Source organism: Paenibacillus sp. ClWae2A (assembly GCF_032452295.1).
Lineage (GTDB): Bacteria > Bacillota > Bacilli > Paenibacillales > Paenibacillaceae > Paenibacillus.
The window spans coordinates 646,228-663,829 of sequence record NZ_JAULSQ010000003.1 but is presented as its reverse complement, the minus strand read 5'-3'; the positions used below and the strand labels follow the sequence as shown (position 1 = coordinate 663,829).

At 44.5% G+C, this 17,602-nt stretch carries 13 protein-coding genes; 8 read left to right on the top strand and 5 right to left on the bottom strand.

Features of this window, described 5'->3' with window-relative positions; translation table 11 throughout:
- Positions 1-25 precede the first annotated feature (25 nt).
- Positions 26-1,948, bottom strand: coding sequence for a carbohydrate-binding protein (locus QVE09_RS14210; RefSeq protein ID WP_315937272.1), 1,923 nt, complete (start codon positions 1,946-1,948; stop codon positions 26-28).
- 891 nt (positions 1,949-2,839) lie between these two features.
- Between QVE09_RS14210 and QVE09_RS14205 the strand changes: the two genes are divergently transcribed.
- From QVE09_RS14205 to QVE09_RS14190, 4 genes are all read left to right on the top strand, one after another.
- On the top strand, positions 2,840-3,199 hold the full coding sequence (locus QVE09_RS14205) for a hypothetical protein (protein ID WP_315937271.1): 360 nt from the start codon (positions 2,840-2,842) through the stop codon (positions 3,197-3,199).
- A 34-nt stretch (positions 3,200-3,233) separates the two neighbouring features.
- Positions 3,234-4,658, top strand: coding sequence for an exosporium glycoprotein BclB-related protein (locus QVE09_RS14200; RefSeq protein ID WP_315937270.1), 1,425 nt, complete (start codon positions 3,234-3,236; stop codon positions 4,656-4,658).
- Positions 4,659-4,935: 277 nt separating this feature from the next.
- Positions 4,936-5,970 (top strand): ABC transporter substrate-binding protein, encoded by a 1,035-nt coding sequence (locus QVE09_RS14195; RefSeq protein WP_315937269.1) that lies wholly within the window; start codon positions 4,936-4,938, stop codon positions 5,968-5,970.
- 108 nt (positions 5,971-6,078) lie between these two features.
- On the top strand, positions 6,079-7,686 hold the full coding sequence (locus QVE09_RS14190) for a helix-turn-helix domain-containing protein (protein WP_315937268.1): 1,608 nt from the start codon (positions 6,079-6,081) through the stop codon (positions 7,684-7,686).
- A gap of 117 nt (positions 7,687-7,803) precedes the next feature.
- Here the strand turns inward: QVE09_RS14190 and QVE09_RS14185 are convergent, their stop codons facing one another.
- The 3 genes from QVE09_RS14185 to QVE09_RS14175 all read right to left on the bottom strand — a co-directional run bounded on the left by QVE09_RS14185 (position 7,804) and on the right by QVE09_RS14175 (position 10,752).
- On the bottom strand, positions 7,804-8,598 hold the full coding sequence (locus tag QVE09_RS14185; protein WP_315937267.1) for an ankyrin repeat domain-containing protein: 795 nt from the start codon (positions 8,596-8,598) through the stop codon (positions 7,804-7,806).
- Between the two features lie 73 nt (positions 8,599-8,671).
- The gene (locus tag QVE09_RS14180) at positions 8,672-9,652 is read right to left on the bottom strand and encodes a phosphotransferase (RefSeq protein ID WP_315937266.1); all 981 of its coding nucleotides are present in this window, start codon (positions 9,650-9,652) and stop codon (positions 8,672-8,674) included.
- A gap of 326 nt (positions 9,653-9,978) precedes the next feature.
- Positions 9,979-10,752, bottom strand: coding sequence for an SDR family NAD(P)-dependent oxidoreductase (locus QVE09_RS14175; RefSeq protein WP_315937265.1), 774 nt, complete (start codon positions 10,750-10,752; stop codon positions 9,979-9,981).
- Between the two features lie 125 nt (positions 10,753-10,877).
- On the opposite strand from QVE09_RS14175, the gene QVE09_RS14170 reads away from it, so the two are divergent.
- The 4 genes from QVE09_RS14170 (at position 10,878) to QVE09_RS14155 (ending at position 16,398) form a co-directional block, all read left to right on the top strand.
- Positions 10,878-11,711, top strand: coding sequence for a helix-turn-helix transcriptional regulator (locus QVE09_RS14170; RefSeq protein ID WP_315937264.1), 834 nt, complete (start codon positions 10,878-10,880; stop codon positions 11,709-11,711).
- Between the two features lie 277 nt (positions 11,712-11,988).
- On the top strand, positions 11,989-13,881 hold the full coding sequence (locus QVE09_RS14165) for a helix-turn-helix domain-containing protein (RefSeq protein ID WP_315937263.1): 1,893 nt from the start codon (positions 11,989-11,991) through the stop codon (positions 13,879-13,881).
- A 67-nt stretch (positions 13,882-13,948) separates the two neighbouring features.
- The gene (locus QVE09_RS14160; RefSeq protein ID WP_315937262.1) at positions 13,949-14,536 is read left to right on the top strand and encodes an imm11 family protein; all 588 of its coding nucleotides are present in this window, start codon (positions 13,949-13,951) and stop codon (positions 14,534-14,536) included.
- 302 nt (positions 14,537-14,838) lie between these two features.
- A complete protein-coding gene (locus tag QVE09_RS14155) occupies positions 14,839-16,398 on the top strand; it encodes an acetamidase/formamidase family protein (protein ID WP_315937261.1) in 1,560 nt (519 codons plus the stop codon).
- Positions 16,399-16,809: 411 nt separating this feature from the next.
- Here QVE09_RS14155 and QVE09_RS14150 read toward each other — a convergent pair whose 3' ends face one another.
- Positions 16,810-17,256 carry an OsmC family protein gene (locus QVE09_RS14150; RefSeq protein WP_091028202.1) on the bottom strand — a complete coding sequence of 149 codons (447 nt, stop codon included), beginning with the start codon at positions 17,254-17,256 and terminating at the stop codon, positions 16,810-16,812.
- Positions 17,257-17,602: the final 346 nt, after the last annotated feature.

Genomic DNA, 17,602 nt, shown 5'->3' with positions numbered 1-17,602 from the left:
CCCCCAATCGATCATGTCTCTAGAATCATTGCGAATGTTCAAGGTAATCAATATAGGCATCCCATGTGCCATTATCCGTTGTTACGACCAGTTTAACTTCCTGATTGCCTGTAGCATGTGTGATGTTCGAGAGGGTCTGTACGGTCGGCTCCGTTCCCGTGAAGTAGAAAGAACCTGCAGTTACACCCCCGATGACAAGATCGACGCGTGCAGTATTATTGTTGTTGGAAGCACCGCGGACAGAAAAATGATGGGTCGGGAAAGCATAATATTGATTATAGGCCGCATAATCATTGTTCGCGTAAAGAGCTACTCCATTAAAAGGGGAACTGATCACGCCAGCGTATTGGCCGCCAAGCGTCATGTTTTCTGTTTCGATTCGAGTAACGGACGGATTAGGATTGGGGTTGCCGCCCGAACCGGATGTGAATTGCCAGTAGTCCAGTTTGAACAGATTTCCATTGCCCAAGCCTGTAAACACCAGATACAAACGATGTACCCCTGTAGCGTTGGTAACATTGGTCTCCATCTCGCGCCAAGTTTGCGAACCGCCAGTTGAACTTACATTAAGTGTTCCAACTAGTGGGCCTGTCGGACTGTCCAGTCGAACCTCGATGTTGCCATTTCCGGTAGAAGCGACATTAGCCTTGAATTTGGAGGCTCCAGCCGAGCCAAAATCAACATTGCCGACCGCGATCCAATCCCCGTTATGAATATTAGTGACATTCTGATTGGCTACAGGTCCACCGCTCGCTTGACTTGGTTCAGTGTTAATTCCTGCTTGCCAGCCAATGGTTTCGGCTTCAACCCGGACATACGGGTTGAGGTTAGTAATCTGAGGTACACCTGTCATATTCCCTTGAACCTCCTGGATTGTTCCATCTGCATTATGTGTCAGTTTGTTGATATGTGTGGAACGGTACCCTTTACCATCACCGAGGAATGCTTTGCTTACCGTTTGTGCATGGTACGCCACATACCATTCGTTGTTGAACTGGAACACGGCATGGTGGTTATTGCCGCCTACGCCGAAGAACGTGCCGGGATTTTTCAGGAAGTGTCCTTTATACGTGAAAGGCCCCATCGGGCTGTCACTGACCATGTATCCAATCTCACCTTTTGGATATGCAGTGGGATGTGTTCCCGCGAAGTTGATACAGTAGGAGTAATAATATTTGCCGTTATACTTGTGAATGCCGGAATCTTCAAACATATAAGGAGAATCTATAGTCACAGCACTGCCCACTACACTGGTCATGTCGGCACCGAGACGAATGACCCGAGCTGTTTTGGGATTGGCAATGGAAGCAGCGTTGGTATCGTTCGGAATGCCGCCTCCAGCATACAAGTAAGCAGAACCATCATCATCGACAAGTACAGCCGGATCAAAGAGCCAAGTTACGCCGGACATACCCGGCGTTCCGTGTGTCAGGAGGGCACGTCCGAGCGGGTCGGACCACGGTCCAATGGGGGAATCCGCCGTGAGCACGCCAATACCTCCACCGGAGTTGGCAAAATACAGGAAAAACTTTTCTTTGCCAGCAATGGTTTTCTTAGCCATGGCAGGAGCCCAGGACTGGGTAGCCCATTTGGCAATCCCTTGTCCATTATTGGCATTATTCGCACCTGCTACCGGGATGGAACCATGGTCTGTCCAGTTCACCATGTCAGCTGAAGAGATGACGTTAATTTTCCCGATCGTGCTGTACTGGTTCTCTCTGACAGAGCCGTCGCTGTTGTACAGATATGCATCACCTGTCATGTAGACATAGACCCGATTGTTATGGACGAGCACATAAGGATCGGCCCCAAGTTTATGATCGATGAGGGGATTGGAATTTCCAGGAAGTTTGGCAACGGCTGCATTGGCTGCATGGCTCGATTCAACGGGCAGGGTGACAAAGATTAGCAGACAAGACAACAACAAAACTAGCGGTTTACGAATCATACGTTTCGCCTCCATGAGATTGGATTAGTTGGTGAACTGAAATTCAGAATAGCAGAGATGTTGAAATGCCGAAAAAATGAAGAGTTGTCCCTCATGTCACCCCCTTTTTGAAATAGTTGTTAGATTGGCTGTTGGGTTAAATCTTCATGCTGTTATATATGGTTTAAGCCAGACGACCTGTGCACCGTGTACGTGGTCACGGCGGCAAGGGAGTGGCTATAACCCGAAGTAAGCCTGCATCTGTGTGTACGATTACAAAAGCTATAATCTGTCAGGTTTCTTTTTGTAATCGCTTTCAATAAAATGGGTTAGAACACTGAAATTTGCCGAAGAAAGAGGTTTGGCCACATTTAAATGTAATTATTTTTCATATTTTCTTTTAAATGTTTATTAACTTGACGATATCATATCACAATTTTAAGATAATACAATCTTTTTCTATTTTATTACTAGAGGATCATTATTCTATGTGTTCACATTGGGCTTGATGGTAAAATACGATCTCGTATTCTATATAACTACACTTTCAAGCATAGCTTTACCCGGCCAATAATTAGATACGAGAAAAAGACGTCTTAAGCTGTGACCGTTTCCCTGGAATCTACCAGAGAAACGGTCATTTCGTTTTTTTCTGGAATCGATCCGGGTTATATAACAAAATACTCGCTTACTTGCCGACAAACTTTGAGCTTGCATAGTTTCTTTTCTTTGTTGTACATATCCCTGTTTTTGTATAGCTAAAAAGCGTAGGAGCTTGTTGTTTATCGATAATGGGGGATTGCCCCCTGTGTTTTGTCCACACCGTTGATTGAGTGTTTGAATATTACTATCGAGTGAGCTTATGCCAAATACTGCTAGAGTCAGAGGTTCATAAAAGGTGGGATGGGAAAAATGTCTATTTTATCAACTGGGCCGATAGAAAACAATCCGGTTTCAGGGGTTAGACCGACACAACAGGTAACGATTAGATTGGCAAGTCGGGCTGATGTGGATTCTGTAACAGTATCCATTCAGGGTTATGTGCTAAGCACAACAAGAACGCTGTATGTCAGTGAAGTAATCGGTATTGCCCCTAATGAAGCAGTGACCAGAAATTATTTTGCAGATTTAGATGCTTTTGAGTTTGTTTTTGGAACAGATGTGGAAGGCGTGGAGGAAGTAGAGATTTCAGTGTGGGGCAAACAAGCCTCTGGACAATTGGTTGATGCACACCGGGTGGTGGAGCACGAACAAACAGTTAATAACATCTAGCAGATCAGAAATTCCTAAAAGAGGAGATGTAGCGATGAGCTTTTTATCAACAGGGCCGATTGAAAATAATGCTGTTAGCGGTGTAAGGCCGACTCAGACAGTTACTGTCAGAATGGATAACCGCAGTGATGTGACTACCTCAACCATACAAATACAAGGGTATTACATGAGTGGTGGAATGAGAGTTTTGTATGTCAGTGAGACTTTCGACCTTGCACCCAATCAGGTAATAACCAACAACTACTTTGCCAATCTGGATGCCTTCGAGTTTACTTTTACAACAACAGCGACGATTAATGATCCTGTTCAAGTATCCGTATGGGGTAAGAGCAGCACAGGCGCTTTGGTAACAGCCCATCGTTTGGTTTCTTCCGAATTGCTGGGTGAAATCCCAAGCATCACGGGAGTCACAGGTACAACCGGGGCTACAGGAGCGACAGGTACAGCAGGCACAACGGGAGCAACAGGAGCAACAGGAGCAACAGGCGCAACAGGCGCAGCAGGCACAACGGGAGCAACAGGAGCAACAGGAGCAACAGGCACAGCAGGGACTACGGGAGTAACAGGAGCGACAGGCGCAGCAGGTTCAACAGGAGTAACAGGAGCAACAGGCACAGCAGGTACAACAGGAGTAACAGGAGCGACAGGCACAACAGGAGTAACAGGAGCGACAGGTACAGCAGGCACAACAGGAGTAACAGGAGCGACAGGTACAGCAGGCACAACAGGAGTAACAGGAGCAACAGGCACAGCAGGTACAACAGGAGTAACAGGAGTAACAGGAGCAACAGGCACAGCAGGTACAACGGGTGTAACAGGAGCAACAGGCACAACAGGAGTAACAGGAGCAACAGGCACAGCAGGGACAACCGGAGTAACAGGAGTAACAGGAGCAACAGGTGTATCAGGTACAACCGGGGCTACGGGTGCGACAGGTTCTGGAACAATTATTCCTTATGCATCAGGACTTCCAGCTGCGTTGACTACAGTTTTAGGTGGACTTTTGAATACTTCCAGTTTAGTTGGTTTTGGCAATAGTGCTACCGGAGTAAGTGTTAACGGAGGAATTATTGATCTCACAGGCGCTGCAGGCACTTTGCTTAACTTTGCTTTCTCGGCATCGCGTGCAGGAACGATTACTTCACTGGCCGCTTATTTCAGCACAACAGCCGGACTTAGCTTGGTTGGATCTACAGTAACCATAACTGCACAATTATTCCGTTCCACTACACCTAATAACTCCTTTACAGCTGTACCGGGTGCATTGGTAACCTTGGCTCCTCCACTGACCGGCATTTTGGCACTGGGCACAATATCCAGCGGATTGACCACAGGACTGAGTATTCCGGTAGCCGCAGGTGACCGCCTGCTTATGGTGTTCTCAGCATCAGTAACAGCCGGAATTGATGTGGCTACAACCATAGCCGGATATGCAAGCGGCGGCCTTACCATCACTTAACGGAAAATGAGCTATATATCAAGTTACTAGACAGGGACCACTTACCATCATGGTGAGAGGTCCCTGTTTATTTGTGAGCGCAACTAGTAGAGCATAGCGCTATTGGATGAGATCGCAGGCTTCGTCGGCACACAGGTGTGTATTCGGTCAGGACCTCTCAATGATCTAAATAAAATCGCCGAATTCTCCATGTGCAAAGAAGAGTGCTGTCCGGTATTCTTATCTAAGTGATATTGATTCTCATTACTGAATACTGCAAAGCGAGGAGATTCATTCAATGAAACGAAGAGGTACGTATAGCATGATGTCAGCGGCAATGATATTGCTGTTGGTCTTTATTATGGCAGGATGTGGCACACAGGCCGATAGCGGTTCGTCCACCGGAAGCCAGACAGCTTCATCATCAACGGACGCAGGAACTGCGAGTCAGGAAGAGGCGGCATCCGCCAACGCTTCACAAACGAAATCTTTCACAGATCCTACCGGAACAAAAGAGATTCCGGTGACACCGCAGCGCATTTTTTCTATCAGTGCAACAACGCAACTGTTGGCTCTGGGCATTACGCCAGTAGGTGGACTTCAATATGAAATCGATCAGGATTATTATTTGAAAGATGCTGCCAGCGAAGTTGAAATCGCCGGGGACTACCCACCTAATATGGAAGCAGTGACAGCACTTCAGCCAGATCTGATTATCACATCTTCCTTTGTTGAATCGGATGTGATCGAACAATTGGAGAAAATCGCTCCAACGGTGATCTATCCATGGGAAGATAATCTATACGATCAACTGAGATATATTGGTGATATCGTGGGCAAAAAAGCGGAAGCGGAAAAATGGATAACGCAACATGAGGCCAAAGCAGCAGAACGCAAAGCCGAGATGAGTACCCTTGTTGGAGCAGACCAGACGGTGGCTGCTGTCGAAATTTACAAGGATTCATTCCAAGTCGCAGGTACCCGAAACATGGGGTTTGTATTACACGATCTGCTTGGATTAAAGCGTATGCCATGGGTCCAGGAAGAGGTTGACAAAAGCGATGGATTCGTCGTGTACACGGAGCCGCAGTCACTGGAGAAATTACCTGAGCTTACCGCGGATTATTTGATCATTAAGGTCAATGATACCCAACCGGGTTCAACGGAATTTTATGAGAAAATGCAGGAGTCGAGCCTGTGGAAAAACCTCCCTGCGGTCAAAAACGGCAACGTCTTCATTGTGCCACATGATAAATGGTGGTCTTACACATTATTCTCCACGGATGCTCTGCTGGATGAAGCGGTGGAATTGTTCAAACAACATAATCAATAATGAACTGTAAAAGCTCCCTGTACTTAGGGGGCTTTTCTGTATATCTGAATTGTCGTACAATAAGTTGTAGATGAGAATTGTTTTCATTTGGGAAAAGGTGAACATACGGTGGATTGGCAGACCTTCGATTTGCCCATGGATAACGTGCGTTTGCGTTGGATGGGGCTTGAAGTATATACGTTTCATTCGGGTATAAAACATACGATGTTCACACCCGACAATTATGCATTATGGGTCATTGATGAGGGAGAAGGTGTTGCCGTTGTGGATGGACAACGCCTTACAATTGTTCCAAGCAGCAGTATTCTGGTTCTCCCTGGAACGATCTTGGAGTGGGGACTTCAGCCTGGACATATCGTGCATGCGCATAAGCTGGAGTTTGATGCAGACTGGGAAGGAGAACCAGAGGAACATCCATTGGAAATGATTGGGAACCGAGTGGTATCAATTCAGCCTTTGGCCAATCTGATGGAACTACTGGATCAAATTGTCGAGCTAAGGACGACCGATATGGGGATGAGCCGCTTTAGGCGGGGAATTTTGCTGCAAGATGTGATCTTTCAATTTGCAGTTAAGGCTTGTGCGAATCGTCCAGCGAATACCAAGGAGGCTGTGCTGCGGACTATTACTCATATGGAGGAAAATTACCAGTACAATTGGAAGGTGGGGGAGTTGGCTGCCATCGCCTGCGTTGGGACGAGACAGTATAGCCATCTTTTCAGGCAGGTAACAGGAACAAGCCCCATGGATTATTTGCATCGCGTGCGAGTCGACCATGCCAAACGTTTGCTACGCTCATCAAGCCGGGACATGCACTCTATTGCTACACAGGTTGGATTCAAGGACGAGTATTATTTCAGCCGCAGGTTCAAACAGCAAGAAGGCGTGTCTCCCAGCGTCTATATCAAGAAACATGAGCCGCGTGTTATCGGTCTGCTGTTCACCTCCCATTTGCTTGCACTTGGCATGACGCCGATCGGAGCACCGGATTATCATTTGTTCCGCAACGAGTACGTTCGCCCGTATTTGCCTGAGATGAAACCATTTGTGTGGGAGCCATACGATCTTGAGGCAATTCGTCAAATGGAACCTGATCTCATTTTAGGATATGAACATATGACAACTGGGGAATACGAACAATTATCCACGATCGCCGAAGTGGTACGCATTCCCTGGCAATCTCAGGACGTATACCAACAGTTAGACAGCGTATCAGCCGTTGTTAACAAACGTAAGAGAAGCAGAGAGTGGATGGAACAACATCAGCTTAAAGTTGCCCAGACAAAGGAGCACCTCTGTTCCATTATCGGATTGCAAGATACGTATGCGGCACTAGTGATCGATGATACAGGCTTTCGGGTGGCTGGCGACCGGAACTTGGGGCATGTGCTGTACCGCTCCCTTCATATGAAGCCTCATCCGCTCGTGCAGCAATTCATTAATGACTATAATGGTCATAACGCCTTCTCGGAAAAGCTTCCATTCGAAGACCTCCGCTATTATGACGCAGATCGATTGTTCATCATGGTCAATGGTCAAAACCCGCGTGCCGAAGCCGCCTTTCGCAAGCTGTGTCGTTCGGAAGTATGGAAGAGCTTGAATGCTGTACGTAATAAAAACGTACATAAGGTATCCTACGACAAATGGTGGATGTACACACCGCTAGCGGTTGATGGCCAATTGGACGAGATGAGCAAGTTAGTGGAGAATGGCTAATCGAAGCCAACGCATCCGACCTTCGAAAAATCGATTCAATCCAGTAAACGTTTCGGTATGAAGCGAATGCTAAAAAAGCCCGCAAAGATCGCGGGCTTTTCCTTGCTAGCCATTCATCTACCTGTGAATCTCGCTAGCGGATTTGGCACCTTGACTTTCAAGCCACGGGATCAGTTCGGCTGAAAAATTGCGTTTTGCTGTGTCCAGTGGAGTCATTCCATCCCAGCTGGCTATCCAGTTCAGTTCGGCGCCTCGCTCAAGCAGGTACTCGGCTGTTTCTCTTTGACCTCCATGGCAAGCACACCAGAAGGCAACGGTTACTGCATCGGGAGGAGAAGGGGAGGTGCTTGTTCCCCAAGGATAACATTCCGGGAGTTGGGCTCCTTGGAAATGTTCTTGTATGGCGTCAATATTTCCAAGGGCGGCCGCATGCCAAAGGGCAAAGATCGCACCGCGCTCTACCAAGCGTCGTGCTGCATCCCATTGTGCGAAAGCAATAGCATCGTCCAGCGGCGTGCCACCGGCGATCACCGCGCCAAGCGCTTCAATGTCTGCGCCAGCATCAAGAAGGGCATCGAGCACTTGAACGTCATTGGAGCTTGCGGCCCAATGTAAAGGTGTCTCAATATTTGGACCGACAAAAGGAGCGTTTACTTCCGCACCGAACTTGGTCAATACTCGCACGGTATCCGCTCCATTAGGGAAGTGCCCCGGCCAATCCGTCACCACGTGCAGTAGTGTTCGAGAGATACTAGAGTCTGAATTTACGTTGTCAGGCTTTCTTTCTAATATTCTTATCTTTGCCAACCCCGGATTCTCTGCCAGCAGTTGCTGTAACGATGGAATATCTCCAGTTTGAATGGCTTGAATAAAGCTCACTGCAAGTTTTTCATCTTCGTAAATAAATTCCATGCTCAAATCTCCTTCCATGCTTATATCCATATTCATGTTTATAGTCTTATCACAGTTTGATTGAGCGGGATAATTAAACTTTTTGGCTAAGCATCTGAACTGCACATCTGGCATGATACTCCGCGAGCCCCCTGGCGAATTGCTGATCGGGGAAATGTCTGTGAAGCAGTTTCAATCCTCCTGATATCAAGGACAAATGATGGCAAAATCGATAAAATGTCATCCGCTCCGGGTCAAGATCGTTATTTTTTAAGTAGTGATAAAAGTCTCCAAATCGAAACTCCAGAAAACTATGCTCATGTTCGAGATCGAAAAATCCTGCGCCCTCAATATCAATAAGGCATGGTTGCATAGCTTGATCTATCCATATATGATCCGGACCTAGCTCTCCATGAATGAAACTATAGAGATCTCTGGGTTGAATTGCTGCTTCCAATTCGTAAAGTTTCTCAAGCAGACTTTCGTAATTTCCCCTTATATCTGTCATGTGTTTGGATGCATAGGATAAGGCTGTTTGGGCATCCAACCGCTGAACTTGGTAGCAAGGCCCAGCCTTTTTTCTGTTATCATTGGCGTTTCCATAAACGTTTCTTTGGATGTTATGCATATTAGACAACATATCACCGATCCGGTGAAACAACTCATCCCGAGCTTTGTGATTTTTATGCTGAAAATAGGCTTCGGCTTTCTGTCCATCCACATACTCAACAAGAGCAAAATCATAAGCGTGCCGGTCTCTATCGTTATTCAGATCATACAAAGTTGGTGTTCGAATTCCATGTTGAGCGAGAAAACGAGTATTCAAAGAGAAAAGTTCGCTGCCATAGGAAATGTGGAAAGTGGGGTCATTCAAGATCTCTTCCTGAAAATAGTTGCTGGAAATATCCCAAACGTACAGCATACAACTGAAACCATTCGTGCAGTCAATTTTGTAAATGACTTTTTGTGCGCCGCCATGAATTCTTGCGCACTGCGTTATGAGGTAACTGGAACCAAATACATTGTACACATAATCCTGTAATTCATCACGACTAAGATGGTTGTTGAAAGTCATCGATTTATGCTCCGTTTCAACTGTATTTTGCCGGCCAGCAACCTAAATATATAGAATATTTTCCCAAAAATATAGACTGTTTCTTTTCGATCTGTTAAAGTGTTGATTAAGGTCTGTATATTCATATGTATATTAAAGCAAGGGGCTAGGTACTCACGTTAGTGAGTGACTGGCCCCTATTTTGTATGCAAGTTGACTCTCTATTGACATCAAGTAAGACAAGTATATTATGTTGCAAGGTATCATTTTTCGTTTATACCTAGTCAGATCTGACTTACGGTTTACACCGTATAAGCCTTGTGCACTCTCCCCGTCACCATCGAATTCTATACACTAAGTCCACCGTCTACAGGCAAAACTACTCCGGTAACAAAAGAGGAATAATCACTAAGCAACCAAGCGGCTGCGTTAGCAATCTCAATAGGTTCAGCCGGACGCCTGAGAGGTGTCTTAGCACTAATTTGTTCAATGATGTCGGGGTTAATAGAAACCCACTGCTGAATCATATCAGTCATCGTTGTCCCCGGAGCAATTGCATTAACACGGATACCCGCTGGCCCATACTCGACCGCAGCCGTTTGAGTCAGACTGTTTACCGCTCGTTTAGATGCCCCGTACGCTCCCAATCCCGGATTCCCCTTCAGACTACCTACGCTGCTGGTATTAACAATAGAGCCTGACCCCGAAGTCTCCATCATAGCTTTAATCTGGGCTTTCATGCACAGCCAGACGCCTTTATAATTTACTGACTGAATCAGATCGAAGTCTTCTTCTCTTTCATCCACCAGAGATGATACAGTAACTCCGACGCCTGCGTTATTAAAAGCAGCATCCAGACGGCCATATCGTTCCACTGTAGCTTTAACAGCTTCTTCAACGTTGCTTATATCTGACAGATCGGCTGTAAAATATGCTGCATCTCCGCCCGACGTCACAATTTCATCCCTGACTTTACGCAACTCAGATTCTGTTCTTGCGACGAGCATTACCGAAGCTCCTTGTTGTACAAACAGCCTTGCTGCCTCAGCTCCAATACCTCGCCCTGCACCTGTAATCATTACTACCTTGCTCGCCAACATTTGTCCTGCAATGGTTGTCATATTCATTCTCCTTGCCTGGAATTGTTGATCTCATCAACTGGCTTAAGTATACTTTGACTATTAAATGGTCACGAGAACCTGCTTGATGGTGGGTTTGCAAGTGATAGGATAAGGGGAGGTTTTACTTGAACGACAGTGAGCGCCGTTTAGCGCTAGGTAATTTCTTAAGAGATTTACGCTCCTCTCTTTCTCCCCTTGATTTCGGCCTTTTGCCTGGCAATCGTCGTCGCACACGAGGTTTGCGGCGAGAAGAAGTCGCTGGGATCGCCAACATAGGACTCTCATGGTATACGCGCCTTGAGCAAGGTCGTGATATCCGTCCGTCGGTAGGTGTACTGGAAAGCTTGGCTTCGGCGCTCAATCTGACACCCAATGAGCGAAGACATCTCTTTCTGCTTGCTGGAGAATCACTGCCTCCTCAATCAACTATTATTGAAGAGAGTATCAGCTCGTCCATTCAGGACATGCTGAATGAATTGAATCCTAATCCGGCCTATGTCATCGGGAAAAAGTGGGATTTTCTAGCTTGGAATAAAGCGGCAGATGCTGTATTTACGATTAATAGGGTATCACCTCCGCATGATTATAATTTGATGTGGCGCCAATTTACCGATCCTGTGTGGAAAGAGGGATCGGAGGATTGGGAAAGTGTTTCACGGAGAATGATTGCCGAGTTTAGAACGTCAAGAGCACGCTATCTGAACGATGATTCGTTCGACAAGTTAATCGAAGATCTGAAGAGGACAAGTGCTGATTTTACAAGGATGTGGCAGTATCATGAAGTGCCAAGCTCCCTTGACGGTTACAAGAGGCTTTTGCACCCCACTTTTGGAGTTATTGAATTTGAGCATGTCACCCTTCAATTTCCAAATGAACCAGATCAGCGAATCATGATTTATATGCCTCATCCAGCAACAAAATCCCGTTTAGAGCATTACTTCACGAGTAGTCAACCGTAAAAATTGAAAGCAAAATGCCGCCTGAAGTTATTTCAAGCGGCATTTCTGTCAATCGCTTCTGCTGTGAAAGTTGAGGGTTATAGTTATGATAATTGGGCGAAGCGCAAATAGAAGAAAACGGGCTGGTATGAAAGACGTACGAATCCGAGCTGATCCTATTGCACATATTGCATACTGATTTCACTAGATTATATGACCAATGATTTTAAGGAGCTGGGAAGCCATCTTACATTTCAATGAACATCTTTTATTATGGAACAAGGCATCTATTAAAATAATGGATATTCGCAATATAACTATGCAAATGAAGGAGGGACTTCACGCCTACCGATTCCCTGCGAGCTGTTTCTTATACACGGTGCGTGGCAATGCTGTTATACAGTTGGATGGAAAAGATCATCAGGTCTCGCGATTCCATGTTTTGCATGGTGGGAAGGGCTGTTGCCTGAACATTTTGCCTGTTGAAGAGGTCCTTGAATATTATATGATTTATTACAAAGCCATCATCCCGCTGCCTGAACGTCAGGATATCCTGGCTTTGATGGAGCACCGTAATCCCTTCAAGCTTCAATACGGCTTTGCACCTGATCATCCTGTTTCCTTGTTGGGTAAAGTACAGTACATGATGACAGCTTGGGAAGAGCAAGAGGCACTGGAACAGTTCCATGTAAAGTCATTATTTTATCAATTTGTATACGAGTTGTTATGGCAAATCCACAATGGGCGCGTGCCTACAATAAAGCCAGACCTGGTTGCACAAATGAAATATTATATGCAGGAACATTACGCTGACCCCATTACAATGGACTTGTTAGCAGAGCTTATGGACAGTAGTCCACGTCATTTATCAAGGCTATTCAAACGCCAGACTGGTTATAGTCCGATTGATTTTGTCATTCAAATCCGGATGAACAAAGCGAAGGAACTGCTGCTTGCTACAGATGCTACTTTACAGGAAATTGCCAAGGCTGTTGGTTATCCGGATGGTTATTATCTTGCTAAAATATTTAAAAAATATATGGGGATTGCACCTATTCGTTATCGTAAGCAGCATGAAAGTCCTAATGTACCATCGACTGTGGCACGATTAGGCATTGTACAGGATCTAACTTCCTTATATATTGATATTGATAATGATTATCATAATCAGCATATATTTGAGGAGGAATTATTGATGTACAGAAGTAGAAAGACACCCTTGGCTATCACATTATTACTTTGTTTAACCCTATTGCTTAGCGCTTGTTCAACTGGTGGGGCAGGAAGTCCTTCGGCAAATGAAGGTTTTGGGAAGCCAACGAACCAGGTAGCGGCCAACAGCTCTAACAATACAGATACACAATCTCAAATGAAGACCGTAACCACCATAAAAGGGGATATTGAAGTACCGGTTAATCCACAACGAGTGGTTGTCCTGTATCTAATGGGTGATTTGCTTGCTTTAGGCGTAAATCCTGTGGGGATTTCTTCTATAGAAGAAGGAGCGGCTTTTGCGAGCGAACTGGAAGGTGCCACCTCATTAGGAGCATTTAAGCCGGACCCGGAAGCAGTAACTGCGCTTAATCCCGATCTCATTATTGTTACCAATGAAGAAATATATGAAGGACTTAAAATGATTGCCCCTACAGTATATATTCCTTATGACCTGCCAGTAGAAGAACGTATGAATTTGCTTGGAGAAATTCTGGGTAAAGAGGGACAAGCTCAGGAAATGTTAGATAACCTTCACAAAAAGGTTGAGCAAAGCAAGGAAAAACTTGAACAAGCAGGTATTTTGGATAAAACCGTCACAATAATGGAAAGTAACAAAGGTTCCATGGCTGTAATGACAGGCTTGGGTTATGGCCGGGGGTCGCAGATTATTTACCAGTATTTAGGCATGAAAGCACCTGAAGTCTTGCAACGTGAAATTGAAAATGCAAGAAACGATGCGACAAGCAAGGACGTTTCTTATGAAGTATTACCTGAATATGTGGGTGATTATATATTCCGTTCTTCCTTTGAAGGAATGGTTGATCTGTCAGACAATTCAATATGGAATAACATCCCCGCAGTCAAAGAAGGACGTCTGATTGATATGAGCTTTGGTTTATTTTTCTACAATGATATTTATTCGTTAGACAAACAGCTTGATTTTATTGTGGATAACTTGCTTAAAACCGCGGAGTAGTTGGAGGGGCTATTTGCCCGTATAATCGATTGAAGGGCACTTTATTTGGAAAGGAGACCTCATTCTTTTGAACTATTATTTTCTGGAATCTCAATATCCACGTAGAGGGTTTATTAGTGGCGGAACAATCTTCACTCCCCAATTAGATATGAATTATTTGGCGATAGAGAATCCGTTGCCAGAGGGGACAACGGCAGAGGTTGAGTTACTGTCTACAGTACGTAACCTGAACGTAGATTACTTTGAGACGATCACAGGAACGAGACATGTATCAGATCGTTTTAAAACGCTGTTGGAGGAAACTAAAACAAATACACAGTTTATTCAGACAACGGTGTGTTACCACGACGGTCGTTCGGTTGAAAAAACCTATTGGACTGCACATCAGCCTGATCGTTTGGATGTTTTCGATTATGAACGTTCGGAATATGGGCGCAAAGCGGTCATTGCTGCATCTGTACAACAGCCTCCACGTAAGATCGTCAAAGTTGTATCTCAAATCTGTCTTCATGAAGAGCGAATTGGCGAGCATGAATTTTTTATGCTGGATTATATAAATATCTTCAAACCCATTTTTTCAAAAGATTTTTACGAAGTATGCCGAAAACATAAGCTGAATCTGAACGTTACAGAAGTCGGAAATGTAAGCATCTAAAATGTTACATGAATATAATGAGAGCACAAAGAAGCCCACGCAAAACGTGGGCTCTTTAGTCTTTATTTTCCCCCGTTGCCACCGGATTCCCCTCATAACTAATCCAGTCGCTTCTGTATTTGAATTTTACATGACGTATTTATGGTAAGTATATTAACATTTTGTTTGTTATTATAAGATGTGTGGTTATATATAGATCTATAATGTTATGTTTGTTAACAAAAAAATATTGTTGTAAATGTATTTATATGTTAGTGTTTATTTGTGTTAGGAAATATTACATATTATAGAGGGGGAGCGGAATGTTTATTAACCGAACCATTAGGAAATTTGGGGTTTCAGTAGGGATTGTAGGTATGTTTACATTTGCTCTACCTTCAGTGGGCTTTAGTATGCCGCTGCAACCAACAACCATCGATAAGGTAGAAGGTGATTATTATGTAACGTCTGCGATTGAGAACATTCGCTGGGGATCACTGCCTAATCGAGACAGCTCTCCGATTCTTACTGTACCATCAGGAAGTGCTGTAACATTTGATACGGTATCGCATGAGGGACTGATGGAGGATCAAGGGAGAAATCCAGGAGAGTACTTCGGCAAATTTGGTATCTCATCCGATGGCGTGTTGGATGATGCGAAGGCAATTGCAGCTTCTGAGATTAAGCATGATTTTGTAAAAGACGGACCTCATATTATCACTGGGCCAGTAGCGGTTGAGGGAGCAGAGCCGGGTGATGTTCTTAAAGTAGAAGTCCTTTCGTTGCAAACGCGAGTTCCATATGGTGTCATTTCTAACCGCCATGGTAAAGGTGCCCTTCCTAACGAATTTCCAGAAAATACAGGCCCACAAGAGGGAGCTAGCGCAACAAAACCGGAATTATATAATAATGTATCTATATTTACGCCTATTGAAGAAATCAACGGCAATTGGTATGGTTTGTTACCAACAAAAGCTGGCAAGAAGGTACGTTTCCCAATTAACCCGTTTCTAGGTGTTATGGGGGTTGCACCAAATACCAGCGAAGTTGTGAGTTCTATCCCGCCTATTGAAACAGGAGGGAATATGGATATTAATGAGCTGGGTGTTGGTGCAACTATTTATTATCCGATTCAAGTTAAAGGCGGGCTATTCTATACTGGAGATCCACACTTTGCTCAAGGAGATGGAGAAGTAGCGTTAACTGCATTGGAAGCTTCCTTGAGGGGGACAGTGCGATTAACGGTGTTGAAGAAAGGTGATCCATCACTACCACACAGCGGAGAATTCACGCAACCCTTTGCTGAAACCGAGGATTATTGGATTCCAATAGGACTGGACCCTGATTTGGATGAAGCAATGAAAGAATCCGTACGTGAATCGATTCAATTCTTATCCGATAAGCTTGATATGGATAGAAGTGTAGCTTATGCATACCTATCGGCGGCAACGGATTACGAGGTATCTCAGGTCGTGGACCGAACGAAAGGGGTTCATGGACTCATTCGAAAGACCGATTTCCTTGAATATGTTGACGTTGCAATGAACGTAGGGGGTACGTTAATCAAACCGGTTGTTCATAACAATGAGTTCTACGTACCGATTCGATCCATTTCCGAGCTATTGGGCGGTACAGTAGTGTGGGATAATAAGACGCGAACAACGCAAATCAAATTAGGTACGAAAAATATAAGTGCTCAAATTGGTTCAGATGTGTATTCAATTAACGATAAACTAGTGTTCAATAGTAACGCACCAAAGCTTCTGAATGGGGAAACCGTAGTTCCGGTTTCTGTTATTAATGAAATACTAGGTGCTTATGTAAACTGGACGACGATCGACAAGACGTTAACAGCAAGTGTATCGTTAAGTAAAAAGCAATAATAATAGATTTCATTATTCAACCGTGGTGGACAGATGTCCATCACGGTTTTTTTGTTATCATGAATCCCAAAAAGCTACCACTTTATATCTACTTCGTAGAAAGGCGCTTGCTGGAAACAAATAAGGAGAGTGTCGATCGCCAGCTTCTATAATAATGTGTTGTATATCCATAATGCTTAACGCTGTCCGATGCCAGACTAACAGCTGTTCTTGTGTATCTATGGTTGCTTTCAATGGAGAGTGTCTTTAATTCGAACAGGATATTTTCTCAAAGGACCAAACGAAGTTTATAGCCGAGTTTATTAGGTTATGACCAGAAGCCCGGGAAAAACGCGGGCTTTTGTTATAACTAAATATGTTGTACGGTTAGCAATTCAATATGAGTCCGGTTTCACGGTATTTATAGGCTGCTTAGTTTTCGATGATAATTCTGTCCAACTTGAGATTAACCGGATGTGCCAACGTATCTCCAACAGGGCACTTGCTCTCCAGGAATTGTACAAATGCTTCAACCTGCTCTTGGGGAGAATCTGTTTTGATACGGAATGTATACCGAATATCGGAATAGCCCGGACGCACCTCTGATTTGTCGAAAAAGCCATCCAGGTCAATATCGCCTTCTACATCCACAAAGAAATCCTTGAGATTCACCCCAAATTTAGGTGCATATACCCTAGCTACGATCGACTGACATGCTCCCAGCGAGGCGAGTAAAGCTTCCACCGGATTCATGCCGGTATCGGTTCCACCCAAGTTTTTGGGCTCGTCGATAATAAACTCGAAGTTTCGAGATGCTACTTTCACTTGAACTCCGTTTTGCAGATGAGCAGATGCTTTAAACGTTTGGAGGGCAGCCATTTTGTAGTCTCCTTTAGGGTTTATTGATACTGATTTTATTCATAGTTTTCCACTATGATTATATTAGATTGGATAACTTGCGCTGTCAATCCTCAATTTCCCAATATTTTGATCTCGGGAACAGCGCAAAGAAGCATATGCTGGTCTCTAACGTTGCTTAGGCGGATATTCAGTGTGTTTTACCGGCGTTCGTATTCGTGATTTGAAAATACGTATTTAATTCGAGATAACTGCTTATTGCATTTAGAAGCGGGTGATTACCAAAAAACCACCCCTGTCCCGCAAAATTGAGGGAGAGAGGTGGCTGCAGGAACGATATTTAAATCCTTAGATTAATGATTTTTTA

What these genes read in the sequence shown, in the direction of transcription:
- QVE09_RS14210 (WP_315937272.1), bottom strand. Translation starts at nt 1,948, where the DNA reads ATGATTCGTAAACCGCTAGTTTTGTTGTTGTCTTGTCTGCTAATCTTT.
- QVE09_RS14205 (WP_315937271.1), top strand. Translation starts at nt 2,840, where the DNA reads ATGTCTATTTTATCAACTGGGCCGATAGAAAACAATCCGGTTTCAGGG.
- QVE09_RS14200 (WP_315937270.1), top strand. Translation starts at nt 3,234, where the DNA reads ATGAGCTTTTTATCAACAGGGCCGATTGAAAATAATGCTGTTAGCGGT.
- QVE09_RS14195 (WP_315937269.1), top strand. Translation starts at nt 4,936, where the DNA reads ATGAAACGAAGAGGTACGTATAGCATGATGTCAGCGGCAATGATATTG.
- QVE09_RS14185 (WP_315937267.1), bottom strand. Translation starts at nt 8,598, where the DNA reads ATGGAATTTATTTACGAAGATGAAAAACTTGCAGTGAGCTTTATTCAA.
- QVE09_RS14180 (WP_315937266.1), bottom strand. Translation starts at nt 9,652, where the DNA reads ATGACTTTCAACAACCATCTTAGTCGTGATGAATTACAGGATTATGTG.
- QVE09_RS14175 (WP_315937265.1), bottom strand. Translation starts at nt 10,752, where the DNA reads ATGACAACCATTGCAGGACAAATGTTGGCGAGCAAGGTAGTAATGATT.
- QVE09_RS14165 (WP_315937263.1), top strand. Translation starts at nt 11,989, where the DNA reads ATGGATATTCGCAATATAACTATGCAAATGAAGGAGGGACTTCACGCC.
- QVE09_RS14155 (WP_315937261.1), top strand. Translation starts at nt 14,839, where the DNA reads ATGTTTATTAACCGAACCATTAGGAAATTTGGGGTTTCAGTAGGGATT.
- QVE09_RS14150 (WP_091028202.1), bottom strand. Translation starts at nt 17,256, where the DNA reads ATGGCTGCCCTCCAAACGTTTAAAGCATCTGCTCATCTGCAAAACGGA.